This is a genomic window from Rhodococcus sp. NPDC003322 (genome assembly GCF_053589555.1).
The window spans coordinates 279,321-293,050 of sequence record NZ_JBSFSC010000004.1; the positions used below are offsets into that span (position 1 = coordinate 279,321).

The 13,730-nt window shown below is 70.2% G+C and carries 17 protein-coding genes; 12 read left to right on the top strand and 5 right to left on the bottom strand.

Annotated features, from left to right (window positions below; translation table 11 throughout):
- Nucleotides 1-103 precede the first annotated feature (103 nt).
- A complete protein-coding gene (locus ACWDUM_RS17555; protein ID WP_450134941.1) occupies nt 104-472 on the top strand; it encodes an STAS/SEC14 domain-containing protein in 369 nt (122 codons plus the stop codon).
- 9 nt (nt 473-481) lie between these two features.
- On the opposite strand, the gene ACWDUM_RS17560 is transcribed toward ACWDUM_RS17555, so the two are convergent.
- Together ACWDUM_RS17560 and ACWDUM_RS17565 are read right to left on the bottom strand one after the other, a co-directional pair.
- Nucleotides 482-1,024, bottom strand: a complete 543-nt coding sequence (locus tag ACWDUM_RS17560; protein WP_450134942.1) for an AAA family ATPase — start codon at nt 1,022-1,024, stop codon at nt 482-484.
- A 13-nt stretch (nt 1,025-1,037) separates the two neighbouring features.
- Nucleotides 1,038-2,618 (bottom strand): MFS transporter, encoded by a 1,581-nt coding sequence (locus ACWDUM_RS17565; protein ID WP_450135202.1) that lies wholly within the window; start codon nt 2,616-2,618, stop codon nt 1,038-1,040.
- A 173-nt stretch (nt 2,619-2,791) separates the two neighbouring features.
- Between ACWDUM_RS17565 and ACWDUM_RS17570 the strand changes: the two genes are divergently transcribed.
- The 5 genes from ACWDUM_RS17570 (at nt 2,792) to era (ending at nt 7,528) form a co-directional block, all read left to right on the top strand.
- Nucleotides 2,792-3,436 carry a TetR/AcrR family transcriptional regulator gene (locus ACWDUM_RS17570; protein WP_450112744.1) on the top strand — a complete coding sequence of 215 codons (645 nt, stop codon included), beginning with the start codon at nt 2,792-2,794 and terminating at the stop codon, nt 3,434-3,436.
- Nucleotides 3,437-3,575: 139 nt separating this feature from the next.
- Nucleotides 3,576-4,664 carry a PhoH family protein gene (locus ACWDUM_RS17575; RefSeq protein WP_450135203.1) on the top strand — a complete coding sequence of 363 codons (1,089 nt, stop codon included), beginning with the start codon at nt 3,576-3,578 and terminating at the stop codon, nt 4,662-4,664.
- 66 nt (nt 4,665-4,730) lie between these two features.
- Nucleotides 4,731-5,273 carry an rRNA maturation RNase YbeY gene (gene ybeY / locus ACWDUM_RS17580; protein ID WP_450112745.1) on the top strand — a complete coding sequence of 181 codons (543 nt, stop codon included), beginning with the start codon at nt 4,731-4,733 and terminating at the stop codon, nt 5,271-5,273.
- Between the two features lie 6 nt (nt 5,274-5,279).
- Nucleotides 5,280-6,614: a hemolysin family protein gene (locus ACWDUM_RS17585; protein WP_450112746.1), complete on the top strand. Its 1,335-nt coding sequence runs from the start codon at nt 5,280-5,282 to the stop codon at nt 6,612-6,614.
- The gene (gene era / locus ACWDUM_RS17590) at nt 6,611-7,528 is read left to right on the top strand and encodes a GTPase Era (RefSeq protein ID WP_450134943.1); all 918 of its coding nucleotides are present in this window, start codon (nt 6,611-6,613) and stop codon (nt 7,526-7,528) included. Before ACWDUM_RS17585 ends, era begins: the two co-directional genes overlap by 4 nt.
- A gap of 15 nt (nt 7,529-7,543) precedes the next feature.
- Here era and ACWDUM_RS17595 read toward each other — a convergent pair whose 3' ends face one another.
- Nucleotides 7,544-7,843, bottom strand: coding sequence for a putative quinol monooxygenase (locus tag ACWDUM_RS17595; protein ID WP_450134944.1), 300 nt, complete (start codon nt 7,841-7,843; stop codon nt 7,544-7,546).
- 130 nt (nt 7,844-7,973) lie between these two features.
- On the opposite strand from ACWDUM_RS17595, the gene ACWDUM_RS17600 reads away from it, so the two are divergent.
- Nucleotides 7,974-8,618 carry a dihydrofolate reductase family protein gene (locus tag ACWDUM_RS17600; RefSeq protein WP_450134945.1) on the top strand — a complete coding sequence of 215 codons (645 nt, stop codon included), beginning with the start codon at nt 7,974-7,976 and terminating at the stop codon, nt 8,616-8,618.
- 18 nt (nt 8,619-8,636) lie between these two features.
- On the opposite strand, the gene ACWDUM_RS17605 is transcribed toward ACWDUM_RS17600, so the two are convergent.
- Entirely contained in the window at nt 8,637-9,194 is a 558-nt protein-coding gene (locus tag ACWDUM_RS17605) for a TetR/AcrR family transcriptional regulator (RefSeq protein WP_450134946.1), read from the bottom strand.
- 1 nt (nt 9,195) lies between these two features.
- The gene (locus ACWDUM_RS17610; protein ID WP_450134947.1) at nt 9,196-10,656 is read right to left on the bottom strand and encodes an amidase; all 1,461 of its coding nucleotides are present in this window, start codon (nt 10,654-10,656) and stop codon (nt 9,196-9,198) included.
- Between the two features lie 137 nt (nt 10,657-10,793).
- On the opposite strand from ACWDUM_RS17610, the gene recO reads away from it, so the two are divergent.
- The 5 genes from recO (at nt 10,794) to ACWDUM_RS17635 (ending at nt 13,680) form a co-directional block, all read left to right on the top strand.
- Nucleotides 10,794-11,603 carry a DNA repair protein RecO gene (recO, locus tag ACWDUM_RS17615; protein WP_450134948.1) on the top strand — a complete coding sequence of 270 codons (810 nt, stop codon included), beginning with the start codon at nt 10,794-10,796 and terminating at the stop codon, nt 11,601-11,603.
- A complete protein-coding gene (locus ACWDUM_RS17620) occupies nt 11,560-12,372 on the top strand; it encodes an isoprenyl transferase (RefSeq protein WP_450134949.1) in 813 nt (270 codons plus the stop codon). The genes recO and ACWDUM_RS17620 overlap by 44 nt, the downstream gene beginning before the upstream one ends.
- Entirely contained in the window at nt 12,369-12,770 is a 402-nt protein-coding gene (locus tag ACWDUM_RS17625; protein WP_450112754.1) for a hypothetical protein, read from the top strand. The genes ACWDUM_RS17620 and ACWDUM_RS17625 overlap by 4 nt, the downstream gene beginning before the upstream one ends.
- Nucleotides 12,771-13,223: 453 nt before the next feature.
- Nucleotides 13,224-13,445 (top strand): hypothetical protein, encoded by a 222-nt coding sequence (locus ACWDUM_RS17630; protein WP_450112756.1) that lies wholly within the window; start codon nt 13,224-13,226, stop codon nt 13,443-13,445.
- A 31-nt stretch (nt 13,446-13,476) separates the two neighbouring features.
- Entirely contained in the window at nt 13,477-13,680 is a 204-nt protein-coding gene (locus ACWDUM_RS17635) for a hypothetical protein (protein WP_450112757.1), read from the top strand.
- The last annotated feature ends 50 nt before the right edge of the window (nt 13,681-13,730 follow it).

Here is a 13,730-nt window from a genome sequence, read left to right on the forward strand (position 1 = left end):
GCTGTGATCGCACCGACCCGGAAGGCGCGGGTCCCGGGCGAGTTCCGGATCCGTCGCGGCGAGCCTCCATGCATCGGCGGACGAGGTGGACCACAGTCGACGGATGGCCATCGAGAAGATTCCCGGACTTCCGGCCGGCACTCTCGGGTATCGCGGACTTGGCGTGGTGACCGCGGACGACTACCGGACGGTGCTCGACCCCGCGATCGAGGAGGCGACCGCCGCCCATCAGCGGGTCAACCTCGTCTACGTCCTCGGTGACGGTTTCGATCGGTACTCACTCGGCGCGATGTGGCAGGACTCGCGGCTGGTCGGCGTCTCGCGCGACATCTGGGGACGGTTGGCCCTGGTCACCGATCACGCCGGACTCGGCGAGGCCGTTCACCTGCTGGCCTTCCTGTTTCCCGGTGAGCTGCGGGTCTTTTCGACGGACCGGGAGGCCGACGCGATCGGGTGGGTGTCTGGCGGCTGAGGGCGTCGGTCACCCGGCGATCCGGTCGATTGAAGTCAGCGGGACCGTCGGATGGGCACGAAGCACGGCCTCCAGCCGCGCCGCGACGTCGGCGGGAGCGGTGCCCTCCGTGCTCAGGACCAGGTCGACGCCGGTGAGTGCGCGCATGGTGGTCGCGAGCCGGTGGGCGGCGTCAGCCAGTTCCTCTCTTCCCGACCAGGTTTCGGGCTCCCGGTCGAGTACCCGGCGTCGTACGGTCTCCGGTTCGGCGTCGAGACGCACGGTCAGGTGATCGTCCGCGCCGGTCGCGGCCGACAGTGCGTCGCCGTACGCGTCGTCCTCCACGGTTGCCGTGACGAGGAGGAGCGTGTGGCCGGCCTCGCGGTACGAGTCCGCGAGCATCGCCACGTTGCGCATCAGGCGCGGGACGTCGAGCGGCGGGTAGCAGCGTTCGAGTTCGTCGAGTTCGATCAGCGCGTTGGCGACGCCGGCGTCCCCGAGGCCGTCGTGTAGTTCGGTGACGACGGAGCTCTTTCCCGCGCCCGGTGGTCCGGTCAGCAGCAGCACGAACATGTCGGCCAGTGTGTCAGTTCGCGGACCGCCCGGGCAGGATCAGGGCGACCACCAGGGCCCCGACGGCCAGTGCCAGGCCGCCGACCAGGCTGGCCTGCCCGATGGCGTCGGCGAACGAGACGCCCGCGGCCTCCCGCAGCGGCTCCGCGAACGACGAGGCCAGCGGGTTGGCCGACAGCTCCTGTGCGACCAGCGTTGCGCCACCGACGGATTCGCCCGCGACCTGCATCGCGTAGTCGGCCTGGGCGGCCATGTCTCCGGTCAGTGTCGGGAGCGGTGCCGCGTCGATGAACCCGGCGATCGACTCCTTGTATCCGGCGGCCAGGATCGAGCCGAGGATCGCGATGCCGAGCGAGCCGCCGAGTTCGATGGCCGTGTCGTTCAGGCCGCCGGCCGCGCCGAGATCGTCGTCGGGGAAGCGATCCATGATCGCGTCGGTGGCGGGAGGTTCGGCCAGGCCGATGCCGAGACCGAGCAGCACCAGCGGCACCGCGAAGTCCAGGTAGCCGGAGCCGGCGTCCACCCGGACCAGCAGCAGGACCCCGGCGGCGGCGATCGCCATGCCCGCCACGATCGCCCACCGCACGCCGACTCGTGGGGCGACCCGCCCGGCCGCGAGCGCGCCGACCGAGACCGCCGCGGCCAGCGGCAGCAGCCGGACTCCGGTCTCGAGCGGGCCGTAGCCGAGGACGAACTGGAACTGCTGGGCCACGAAGTAGATCGCGCCGAATGCGGCGAGGAACAGCAGCAGCACTGCCAGGGTGGCGCCGCCGATCGTGCGGTCACCGAGCTTGCGGACGTCGAGCAGCGGCTGTGGATGCCGCAGTTCCCAGACCACGAACGCGGCCAGGGCGCAGGCCGCGAGGGCCGCGGCGGCGACCGGTCCGGCAGTCCACCCGAAGTGGAAGCCGTTGATGATCGCGTACACCAGGGCGCCGATCGCGACCACCGAGAGCAGTCCGCCGGCCCAGTCGATCCGCCCCGCCTTTTCGGCCCTCGACGGCGGCACGAGGATCAGCGCGGCGAGCGCCGCGACCGCGGCGATCGGCACGTTGATCAGGAAAGTGGCATTCCACGAACCGGATTCGAGGATCCATCCCGCCAGGAGCGGCCCGAACGCGATGGCCAGACCGGACGTCGCGGCCCATGCCGCGATGGCGCGGGAGCGTTCGGCTCGGGGGAACGTCGCGACCAGCAGCGACAGGGTCGCCGGCATGATGATCGCCGCGCCGACGCCCATGGTGATCCGCGCGGTCACCACCGCGGTGGTCGTGTCGGCGAGGCTGCCGTAGACGGCGCCGGCGCCGAACACGAACAGTCCGGTCAGCAGCGCGCCGCGGCGGCCGTACCGGTCGCCGATGACGCCGCACAGCAGCATCAGTGCCGCGTAGGGGACGGTGTAGCCGTCGATCACCCACTGCAGCTGCGAGCTGGTGAGCGCGAGGTCGCGGGTCATGTCGGGCGCCGCGACGATCAGCGCGGTGTTCGCCATGACCACGATCAGGAGCGAGAGGCACAGCACGCCCAGTGCCGCCCATCTCCATCGATAGGGAGTCTCGTCGGTGGTGGTCGGTCGGGTGGCGAGGAAGGTCACGGTCGGCTCCGTTCCGGGCGTCACGACTATTGATTGCACACTGATGTGCAAGTTAGTTTGTTGCACAGTGGTGTGCAATGACGGTGTGGCGGGTATCACCGCCCCCGCGCGGTGCGCCGAACGCCGCGTCGGCGGCGTGGAACACTGCGAGTGTGGAAGTTGGTGCTGGTGGGGTGAGTGAGCCGGTCCGGCCGCGGCGCAGTCAGGCCCGCGCCAACCGGTCGCGCATCATCGAGGCCGCGATCGGGGCCTTCGCCGCCGACCCGGACGCGAGCATGGACGACGTCGCACGGGCGGCGGGAGTGGTCCGCCGTACCGTGTACGGACACTTTCCGAGCCGCGACGCCCTGGTCGAGGGCATCGCCGACGAGGCATCGGCGGCCCTGCTGACAGTTCTCGACGGAGTGCCCGCACTGCCAGGCCGACCGGACCTGGCGTCCGCGGTGCTCGCGCTGCTGACCTGGCCGATCGGCGACCGCTTCCGGGTGCTGCTCACGTTCGCCCGCAAGGAACTCGGCGAGGAACGCATCCGCGATCTGCTCGAACCGGCCCGGGCTCCGAGCGTGGCACTGGTCGAACGCGGTCAGGCCGACGGGGTCTTCTCCTCGTACCTGCCCGCACCGGTCCTGGTCACGATGACCGAGGCGGTGGCACTCGCGCTGTTCGAGGAGGCCAACCGCGGTCTGGTCAACGATGCGGGGGAGTCGTTCGCGGTCGCGTCGCTCGTGATCGTCGGCCTGACGCCCGATCGGGCCGCGGAAGTGGTCGACGAGGCCCTGCGCTGGTTGCGTGAGAGCGCCGCCACACCCGGGGTCTGACCGCCCTTTACTCGGTGGGAAGGCCCGCGCGAGCGAGATAGACTGCGAACACCACCATCGCCGGATCAGGGAAGCAGGCCATAGCAACCACGTGAGTGCAGACAGCGAAACGGGTGAGACCACGGTGTCGTCGTCCGCCATGTCCGGATCCGGTGTCTCGGCGCGGACGGCCGACCGGCAACAACGCCCCGCACAGCGCTCCGTTCGATCCAGCATGGAGGTTCCACCCGAGTCGGTGCTGCCCCTGCTCGGATCGACCGACGAGAACCTCAAGGCACTCGAACGGTTGCTCGCCGCCGACATCCACGTGCGCGGCAACAGCGTCACGCTGACCGGCCGGGTCGAGGACGTCGCGCTGGCCGAGCGGGTGTTCGGCGAACTCGTCGCCATCGTCGGCCGCGGCCAGACGCTCACTCCGGATGCGGTGCGCCGCAGCGTGTCGATGCTGACCGACGGTGCGGGGGAGTCCCCGGCCGAGGTGCTCAGTCTCGACATCCTGTCGCGGCGCGGCAAGACGATCCGGCCGAAGACCGTCAACCAGAAGCGGTACGTCGACGCGATCGACGCCAACACCATCGTGTTCGGCATCGGACCCGCAGGCACGGGTAAGACGTATCTGGCGATGGCGAAGGCCGTGCAGGCGCTGCAGTCGAAGAACGTCAGCCGGATCATCCTGACCCGCCCGGCCGTCGAAGCCGGAGAGCGGCTCGGATTCCTGCCCGGCACCCTGCACGAGAAGATCGACCCGTACCTGCGGCCGCTGCACGACGCGCTGCACGACATGATGGATCCCGAGGCGATCCCGAAGCTGATGCAGGCCGGGGTGATCGAGGTGGCGCCGCTCGCGTACATGCGAGGCCGCACCCTCAACGACGCGTTCATCATCCTCGACGAGGCTCAGAACACCACCGCAGAGCAGATGAAGATGTTCCTCACCCGGCTCGGATTCGGGTCGAAGATCGTCGTCACCGGTGACGTCACCCAGGTGGACCTGCCCGGTGGGCAGCGTTCCGGCCTGCGCGCGGCGGCGGAGATCCTCACCGACATCGACGACATCCATTTCGCGGAACTGACCAGCGCCGACGTCGTGCGGCACCGGCTCGTCTCCGACATCGTCGACGCCTACGATCGCTACGACTCCGACCGGCTCGACGACGTCAAGCTCGGCAACCGGGCACAGCGGCGAGCCGCCGAGACATCGCAGCGGCGCGCGGCGGCGCGGCGCTGACCGAACCGGAATTTTCGAAGTGAGCCCCCGCACCGACGCCGACGCGGCCCGAGGAGAACGGCACAGATGAGCATCGAGGTATCCAACGAGTCCGGGATGGACGTGTCCGAGGCGGAGCTGGTCAGCGTCGCCCGGTTCGTGATCTCCCGCATGGACGTGCATCCGGCGGCCGAGCTGTCGATGGTGCTCGTGGACCTGGACACCATGGCGGACCTGCACATGCGCTGGATGGACCTGCCCGGTCCGACCGACGTGATGTCGTTCCCGATGGACGAGCTCGAACCCGGCGGGCGGCCCGACGCGCCCGAACCGGGTCCGGCGATGCTCGGCGACATCGTGTTGTGCCCGGCGTTCGCCGCGGACCAGGCCGCGAAGGCCGGTCACTCCACTGCTCACGAGCTGGCGCTGCTCACCGTGCACGGCGTCCTGCACCTGCTCGGCTACGACCATGCCGAGCCGGAGGAGGAGAAGGAGATGTTCGCGCTGCAGAACAGCCTGCTCGCCGAGTGGTACGAGGACCTGGACCGGCAGCAGCGCGAGGCCGAACTGGCCGCCCGCGACAGCCGGCTGCTCGGCAAGACCGGCTTCGTCGGGCCGACCGATGAGTGATCACCGGTGACCGGTGCCGTCGTACTGATCCTGTTCGCTGTCGTCCTCGTTCTCCTCGGTGGGCTGTTCGCCGCCCTCGACTCCGCGCTCAACACCGTCTCGCCGGCCCGCGCCCTGGAGATGGCCAAGGACGAACGTCCCGGCGCCCAGCGGCTGCTTGCGGTCGTCGAGGACCGGCCCCGCTACGTCAACCTGATGGTGCTGCTGCGCATTGCCGCCGAGATCAGTGCGACGGTGCTGCTCGCGGCGGGTCTGCTCGAACTGCTCACGCGTGGCTGGGCGCTCGCGGTCACCGCAGTGGTGATGGTGCTGGTCAACTACGTCGTGATCGGTGTCGGGCCGCGCACCGTCGGCCGTCAGCACGCCTATTCGATCGCGCTCGCAGCCGCGCTGCCGTTGCAGTGGCTCGGTGTCCTGCTCACCCCGATCAGCCGGCTGCTCATCGTCATCGGCAATGCGCTCACCCCCGGCAAGGGATTCCGCAACGGACCGTTCGCGTCCGAGATCGAACTGCGTGAGCTGGTCGACCTGGCGCAGGAGCGCGGCGTCGTCGCCGACGAGGAACGCCGGATGATCCAGTCCGTCTTCGAACTCGGCGACACCCCGGCCCGTGAGGTGATGGTGCCGCGACCGGAGATGGTGTGGATCGAGGCCGACAAGTCGGCCGGGCAGGCCACTTCGCTGGCCGTGCGCAGCGGACACTCGCGAATCCCGGTGATCGGTGAGAACGCCGACGACGTCCTCGGCGTGGTGTACCTGAAGGACCTGGTGCAGAAGACGTACCACTCCACCGACGGCGGCCGCGGCGTCACCGTCGCCGAGGTGATGCGGCCGGCCGTGTTCGTGCCCGACTCGAAACCCCTCGACAGCCTCCTCGCGGAGATGCAGCGCGACCGCAACCACATGGCGCTGCTCGTCGACGAGTACGGCGGCATCGCCGGACTGGTCACCATCGAGGACGTGATCGAGGAGATCGTCGGCGAGATCGCCGACGAGTACGACACCGACGAGATCCCGCCCGTCGAGGACCTCGAGGACGGCCGCTACCGCGTCTCGGCGCGGCTGCCGCTCGAGGACCTGGGCGAACTGTTCGACCTCGAGATCGACAGCGACGAGGTCGACACCGTCGGCGGCCTGGTCGGCTACCAACTCGGCCGCGTGCCGCTGCCCGGCTCCGAGGTCGTGGTCGCCGCCGGCGACGACTCGGACACCGCCGAGCGCCTCGTGCTGCGGGCCGAGGGCGGCAGCGACATGCGCGGCCGCGTCCGGATCACCACCGTTCTCGCCTGGCGCGCACCGGAACCCGACGACGCCGACACCGACACCCAGGAGCACGCATGACCACCACCGAATTCCGTTCCGGCTTCGTCTGTTTCGTCGGCCGCCCGAACACCGGCAAGTCGACGCTGACCAATGCGCTGGTCGGCAGCAAGATCGCCATCACCTCGTCGCGGCCGCAGACCACCCGGCACACCATCCGCGGCATCGTGCACCGCGACCACGCGCAGCTGATCCTGGTCGACACCCCCGGTCTGCACCGCCCGCGCACCCTGCTCGGGCAGCGGCTGAACGACCTTGTGCGCGACACCTATTCGGAGGTCGACGCGATCGGCCTGTGCATCCCGGCGGACGAGAAGATCGGTCCCGGCGACCGCTGGATCCTCGAGCAGGTCCGGCAGGTCGCGCCGCGCACCAAGCTGATCGGCATCGTCACCAAGATCGACAAGGTGAGCAAGGACCAGCTCGCGCAGCAGCTGATGGCCGTCTCCAAGCTCCTCGGACCGGACACCGACGTGGTGCCGGTGTCCGCCTCGTCGGGGGAGCAGGTCGAGGTGCTGGTCGACGTGCTGGCCTCGCACATGGAGGAGGGTCCGGCGTTCTACCCGGACGGCGAGCTCACCGACGAGCCCGAGGAAACCCTGATGGCCGAGCTCATCCGCGAGGCCGCGCTGGAGGGCCTCGGCGACGAGCTGCCGCACTCGCTGGCCGTCGTCATCGAGGAGATCGTCGAACGCGAGGGGCGCACGGAGAAGCAGGGCGAACTGCTCGACGTGCACGCGCTTCTGTACGTCGAACGCCCCAGCCAGAAGGGCATCGTCATCGGCAAGGGCGGTGCCCGGCTGCGCGACGTCGGCACCAAGGCCCGCACCCAGATCGAGAAGCTGCTCGGAACCAAGGTCTACCTGGAACTGCACGTCAAGGTGGCCAAGGACTGGCAGCGCGACCCGAAGCAGCTGGGCCGGCTCGGCTTCTGATCCCCTCCTCCCCGGTCAGAGTTTGTCGGCGAGGACGTCGAGATTGCTGATCTCCGGCGGCACGGAGAACAGTTCCTCGGCGCGCTCGCCGAGAGCCTTCGCGACGGCCCCACCCAGATGCGCCGCCCGCCCGGCCTCGTCGGGGAACGCGTCGATGATCCCGAACGACGACGGTCCGAACCGCACCGCGAACCACGCAGTGGTGTCCGGCTCCTGTTCGACGAGCGGCACCGCCGACCGCAGGAACTCCTCGACCGCGTCCTCCTTGCCTGCCTTCGCCTCGAGCCGGACCAGCAGTGCCTTGGTGGTGACCATGGGAACCTCCTCGGTTCAGTCGACCAAGAACCAGCATCACACCGCCGGGTGTCCTTGGGAAGGTGCCTGTCCGTCGACGCCAGGAGGTCTACCTTCCAAGGAAGGACAACCACCTCAACTGGAGGACGGCATGGGTCTCATCCACATCGAGCTGTTCGCAACCCTCGACCTCGTCGGGCAGGCACCCGGCGGCCCCGAGGAGGACCCGGTCGGGTTCCCGTTCGGCGGCTGGCAGGCGCCCCTGCTGGACGAGGTCTCCGGGGCGCAGGTCGGTGCCGCGTACGAGGGCACGGACGCCCTCCTGCTCGGCCGACGGACGTACGACATCTTCGCCGCCTACTGGCCCCATCAGGAGGGCGGCGAGGACAACGAGATCGCGACGCTCTTCAACAGGGTCCCGAAGTACGTGGCGTCCCGCGGCAGGCCCGACCTCTCGTGGGCAGGGTCCACGCAACTCGGCCCGGATCTGGTGACCGCGGTGCGTGAGATCCGGGACCGGCACGAACACGTGAAGGTCGTCGGAAGCCTGAACCTGGTCCAGACCCTCCTGCGCGAGAAGCTCTTCGACCGCCTCGACCTCTGGGTGCATCCGATCGTGCTCGGCGTCGGGAAGAAGGTGTTCGACGGCGGCGCCGTGCCCACCAACCTCACCCTTCTCGATGCGCCGGTGGCCGGTCCGAAGGGCACGGTGTACCTGCGCTACGGGCTCGCCGAGGGCACGCCGCGGACGGGCGACATGACCGCACCCGACCGCGGTGCCGGACCGGACGACTGAAGCCGCCCCGGCGCCGCGTCAGCCGCCGGCGAGCAGCCGCAGGATCGCGACGGAGACGTCCTGCGGCACGCCGGTCGCGACGCGGCGCAGCTGCAGACCGGCGATCGTCGCGACCAGGGTCGGGGCGACTGCGGCGGCGTCCGGCACCCCGAGGGCCTCGAGGATCGTGACGGTCAGGGCGTCGTAGGCGGCGAAGCACTCGTCGGCGGCATCCTGCAGCGACGGGTCGCGGCCGGCCTGGATGTACAGCTCGAACGGAGCCAGACGCTCGGCCGACCAGCCGAGGTCGCGAACCACCTGTTCGGTCAGCGACGCGGCGTCGACGATGCTCAGTCCCCGGTCCCGGTAGCTCTCCGCGAGGGTCGTCAGCCGGGCGGTCTCGTCGGTGACGAAACCGAGCAGCGCGTCGCGCAGCATGTCCGTCCGGGTGGGGAAGTGGTAGGTGATCGAGCCGAGCGACACGCCCGCCTGCGCGGCGATCCGCCGATTGGTCACCGCCGCGACGCCGTCCGTGCCGATCACGTGCAGCACCGCGTCGAGGATCCGGTCCCGGGCCGGCGCCGTCTGCGTCGTCATTTCACCACCACCGGTCGGGACGCACCGTGTCCCAGCGCAGTTCGCGTTCGAGCTGCGCCGCGAGCGCCACCAGCATCGGCTCGGTGGAGGCGTGACCCATCAGCTGCACGCCCCGCGGCAGCCCGTCGGCGGTGAACCCGGCGGGGACGTTCACCGACGGCCAGCCGAGCACGTTCCACGGCCAGGTGTACGGGCACGCGGCGGTGATCACCTTGTCGGTATCGAAGTGTCCGGTGTGGTCGATCGCGTGGACCGGAGGCGGCGGGGTCGCGGTGGTCGGGGCGAGGATCACGTCGAACTCGGAGAAGATCGCGCCGATCCGCCGCCGGATCCGCGGCTCGGCGGCGCGAGCGGCGCGCAGCGGCAGGCCGCCGAGCAGGCGTCCGTTGCGGGCGTTCGCGAGGGTGCGCGGGTCGAGCAGCGACGGGTCGGGTGCGCGTCGTCGCCACAGCTCCAGCCCGGCCATCGACCGGGGAAGGAAGTTGGCGCCCAACGTGATTCCGTAGTCCGGGTCGGCGAGGACCACCTGGTGCCCGAGCCGGCGCAGGGTGTGTGCCACGGCGCCGACAGCGCCGAGCATCTCCGGGTGCAGCGCGGTCGGGGTCGCGGTGAACGGCCGCTTCAGCGACAGCGCGATCCGCAGCGGTCCGGGGTCGCGGTCGGCGGCCTCGCGGACGGTGACCGGCCGTGGCGTGTGCAGGTCGCCGTCGTGCGGTCCGGCGACGAGGTCGAGGAGCAGCGCCGCGTCGGCGACCGTCCGCGCGAGCGGGCCGATCACGGTGATGCCGTGGAACGCCTCGGGATCCGGCCAGGTGGAGATCCGTCCGCGCTGCGGCTTGATGCCGACCAGGTTGGTCCATGACGCCGGGATCCGCACCGAACCGGCGCCGTCCGAGCCCAGTGCGGCGGGCACGAGTCCCGCCGCGACCGCGGCGGCGCTGCCGCCCGACGAGCCTCCCGGGGTGCGGCCGCGGTCCCACGGGTTGCGGGTGTGGCCGAAGCTGCCGCCGGTGAAGGGCCACTGGCCGAACTCGGGGCTGTTGGTCTTGCCGACGATCACCGCGCCGGCGGCGCGCAGGCGGCGCACCACCTCGGAGTCGGCGGTCTTGGCGGGGAAGTCGCCCGCGCAGCCGAATGCCGTGGGTTCGCCGGCGACGTCGACGTCGTCCTTGACGGCGATCGGGACGCCGAGCAGGGGGAGCCGCTCGCCCGCGGCGAGACGGCGATCGGCGTCGGCGGCCTCGGCCAGCGCGGCGGTGCGGCGCACCACCTTGAACGCGTTCAGGGTCGGCTGGGCGGCGGCGATGGCGTCCAGACTGCGGGTGACCATCGCGACCGCGGTGGTCTCGCCGGCGGCCAGCGACCGCGCGCACTCCTCGAGCGACGGCCAGGCGCGGTCGGACCCCTCGTTCCCGACCGCGCCCGCCCGCGGTGCCCCCTGTTGACCGGTGTCAACGCTCATGTCGCGCCCCCTGTTCGTTCGAACGAACGGTAGCAGCGGCTCCGCCGCCCGTGAGTCCTTTTCGCCCACTCGCGGGTCAAGAGGACTCACGGCGCGGGGGGTGCGGGGGTGACGGTGCCCCGTGGGAGACTGGTTCGGTGAGGTTGTACCGGGATCATGCGGTGGTGCTGCGCCAGCACAAGCTGGGCGAGGCGGACCGCATCGTCACCCTGCTCACCCGCCAGCACGGTCTGGTCCGGGCGGTTGCCAAGGGCGTGCGCCGGACGAAGTCGAAGTTCGGGGCCCGGCTCGAACCGTTCGCGCACATCGACGTCCAGCTCTACCCCGGCCGGAGCCTCGACGTGGTGACCCAGGTGCAGACCCTCGACGCCTTCGCCACCGACATCGTCGACGACTACGGCCGCTACACCACCGCGTGCGCGATCCTCGAGACGGCCGAGCGGCTGTCCGGGGAGGAGCGGGCCCCGGCGCCGCGGCTGCACCGGCTGACCGTCGGCGCGTTGCGGGCGGTCAGTGACCAGATCCGTCCGCCGGAGCTGATCCTCGACGCCTTCCTGCTGCGGGCGATGGGCTTCGCCGGCTGGGCCCCGGCCCTCGACGAGTGCGCCCGTTGCGCCGCTCCCGGACCGCACCGCGCCTTCCACGTCGCGGCCGGGGGAGCGGTGTGCGTGCACTGCCGTCCGCCCGGTGCGGCCACCCCGTCACCCGGCGTGCTGGACCTGATGAGCGCCCTCGACCGCGGCGAATGGGCGTACACCGAGACCGTCTCCCCGGCGGTGCGCTCCCAGGCGTCCGGGCTGGTGGCCGCGCACCTGCAGTGGCACCTGGAACGGCAGTTGCGGACGCTGCCGCTGATCGAGCGGTCCCGGCCGCATGCCGCCGTCGACGAGGCGGTCGGGCAGGATGAAGGGCGTGATCCGACGACGCGCACCGCAAGCCTCGCCTGACCGGGAGATCCGGCCCCCCCGCCCGCACCCGTCCGGTGCCCGGCCCCCGATCATTCAGCCGGAACTGATCCCCCGGCACGTGGCGCTGGTGATGGACGGCAACGGTCGCTGGGCGCAGGAGCGGGGCCTGCCCCGCACCGCCGGTCACGAGCGCGGCGAGGCCGTGCTGATGGACACCCTCGAGGGCTGCATCGAGATCGGCGTCAAGTGGCTCTCGGCATACGCGTTCTCCACCGAGAACTGGAAGCGCAGCCCCGAGGAGGTCAAGTTCCTCATGGGGTTCAACCGGGACGTGATCCGGCGCCGGCGTGACGAGATGCACGAGATGGGTGTGCGGGTGCGCTGGGCGGGACGGCGGCCGCGGCTGTGGGCGTCGGTGATCAAGGAACTCGAGATCGCCGAGGAGATGACCAAGGACAACGACGTGATGACGCTGACGATGTGCGTCAACTACGGCGGCCGAGCCGAGATCGCCGATGCGGCAAGGGAGATCGCGCGGCGGGTCGCGGCCGGGGAGATCAACCCGGAGAAGGTCACCGAGGCGACCGTCGCCCGGTTCCTGGACGAGCCGGAGATGCCCGACGTCGACCTGTTCCTGCGGCCGTCCGGCGAGCAGCGCACCTCGAACTTCCTCATCTGGCAGTCCGCCTACGCGGAAATGGTGTTCCAGGAGAAGCTGTTCCCCGACTTCGACCGACGTGACCTGTGGGCGGCGTGCGTGGAGTACGCCTCCCGCGACCGGAGGTTCGGTGGGGTGAAGGAGCAGTGAGCGAGGACACCGCACAGGTGCTGCAGGGCCGCGCCCGCGACACTCTCGCGCACTTCGTGACCGTCACCGAAACCGACGACGGCTCACTGGGATTCGAGTACGCCGGGGCGCTGTGTTCGCTGCGGGCGGTGGCCCTGGCTCCGGGACTGGAGGTGCTGGCGCTGACGGCGGTGCTGGCCTGGGACCGGCCGGTCAGCACCACACTGCACCGCAGGGTCGCCGACAAGAACGCGGCGCTGCAGTTCGGACTCGTCTCCGTGATCACCCGCGGCCGGTTCGCCGATGTCATCCTCCGGTACACCTTTCCGGCCGCCGGACTGACCGACGAGGCGTTGACCACGATGCTCCTGCTGGTGCTTTCCGGGGTGGATGACAGCAGGCAGGGCCTGCTGCCGTAGCGGAGGTCGCCCGACCCCCCGGGCCGGCTCCCGCGCCGGTACCCCCAGGATTTGGGGGTACCGGTCGTGCATCGGGCCGGCACAGACTGGGGACATGGGCGTGAGGCTAAATGCCGAGATGCTCCGTTCGACCGTGCGGGATGTTGCCCGCGCATCAGGTGACACATCGGAGTTTCGGCATGCGATCCTCGGGGCGATCCGGTCGTAGATCCCGTACGACCGGGCTTCTTCACGAAGGCCGGGGTGAACGGCCGCCAGGAGCTGGTCGCGCACCTGTTCCATTCCCATTCCCTGGGTGAGGAAGGTGTACTCGGGAGTCATTCGGTGCGAATGGATTTGCGGGGATCCATTGGTTGCGCAGATGCGAATCGCTGTTAACATACGTGCCCGAGGGGGTTGCGATCCGGTCCGGCCGCAGACCTGTCGACAGCGATCACGAGGGGGCGTCGCCTGATGAATGCGCTCGACCGAATCCTGCACTACGAGATGAAGGTCTCCGAGTTCCTCGGAGTCCTGATCCTGGTGGGCATCCCGTACTTCGTCATGGGCGTCGTGTGGACGCTCACGCACACCGATCACCTGCGGGACATGCACGGACTCGACGTCGTGATCTCGTTCCTCGGTTCCGTCGTGTGCTGGCCGGTGCTCACCTTCTCGAATGTGTGCATGACGTGAGGCATGGTCGGTTGCGAGCGGAGATCCGTCGATGATCCTTCTGGTTCGGCTGATAGACCTCGGCGTCCTGTACCTTCGGATCCTCGGTGGCAGGGTGGAGGTCGCCGGTGCGGTGCGTGCACTCGCCTGGATTGCCTTCGTGTCACTCGCGCTGCTGGGCCTCGGCCTGTTCGGGTTCGTGGTGGTGCACCTGCTCGACGTCATCTCCGCAATCACCGGCGACACCTACCGCTGACCCCGCTGCCGGTGGTCGGGCAGTCCGACCCGAGGTTCGCCTACCCGCCG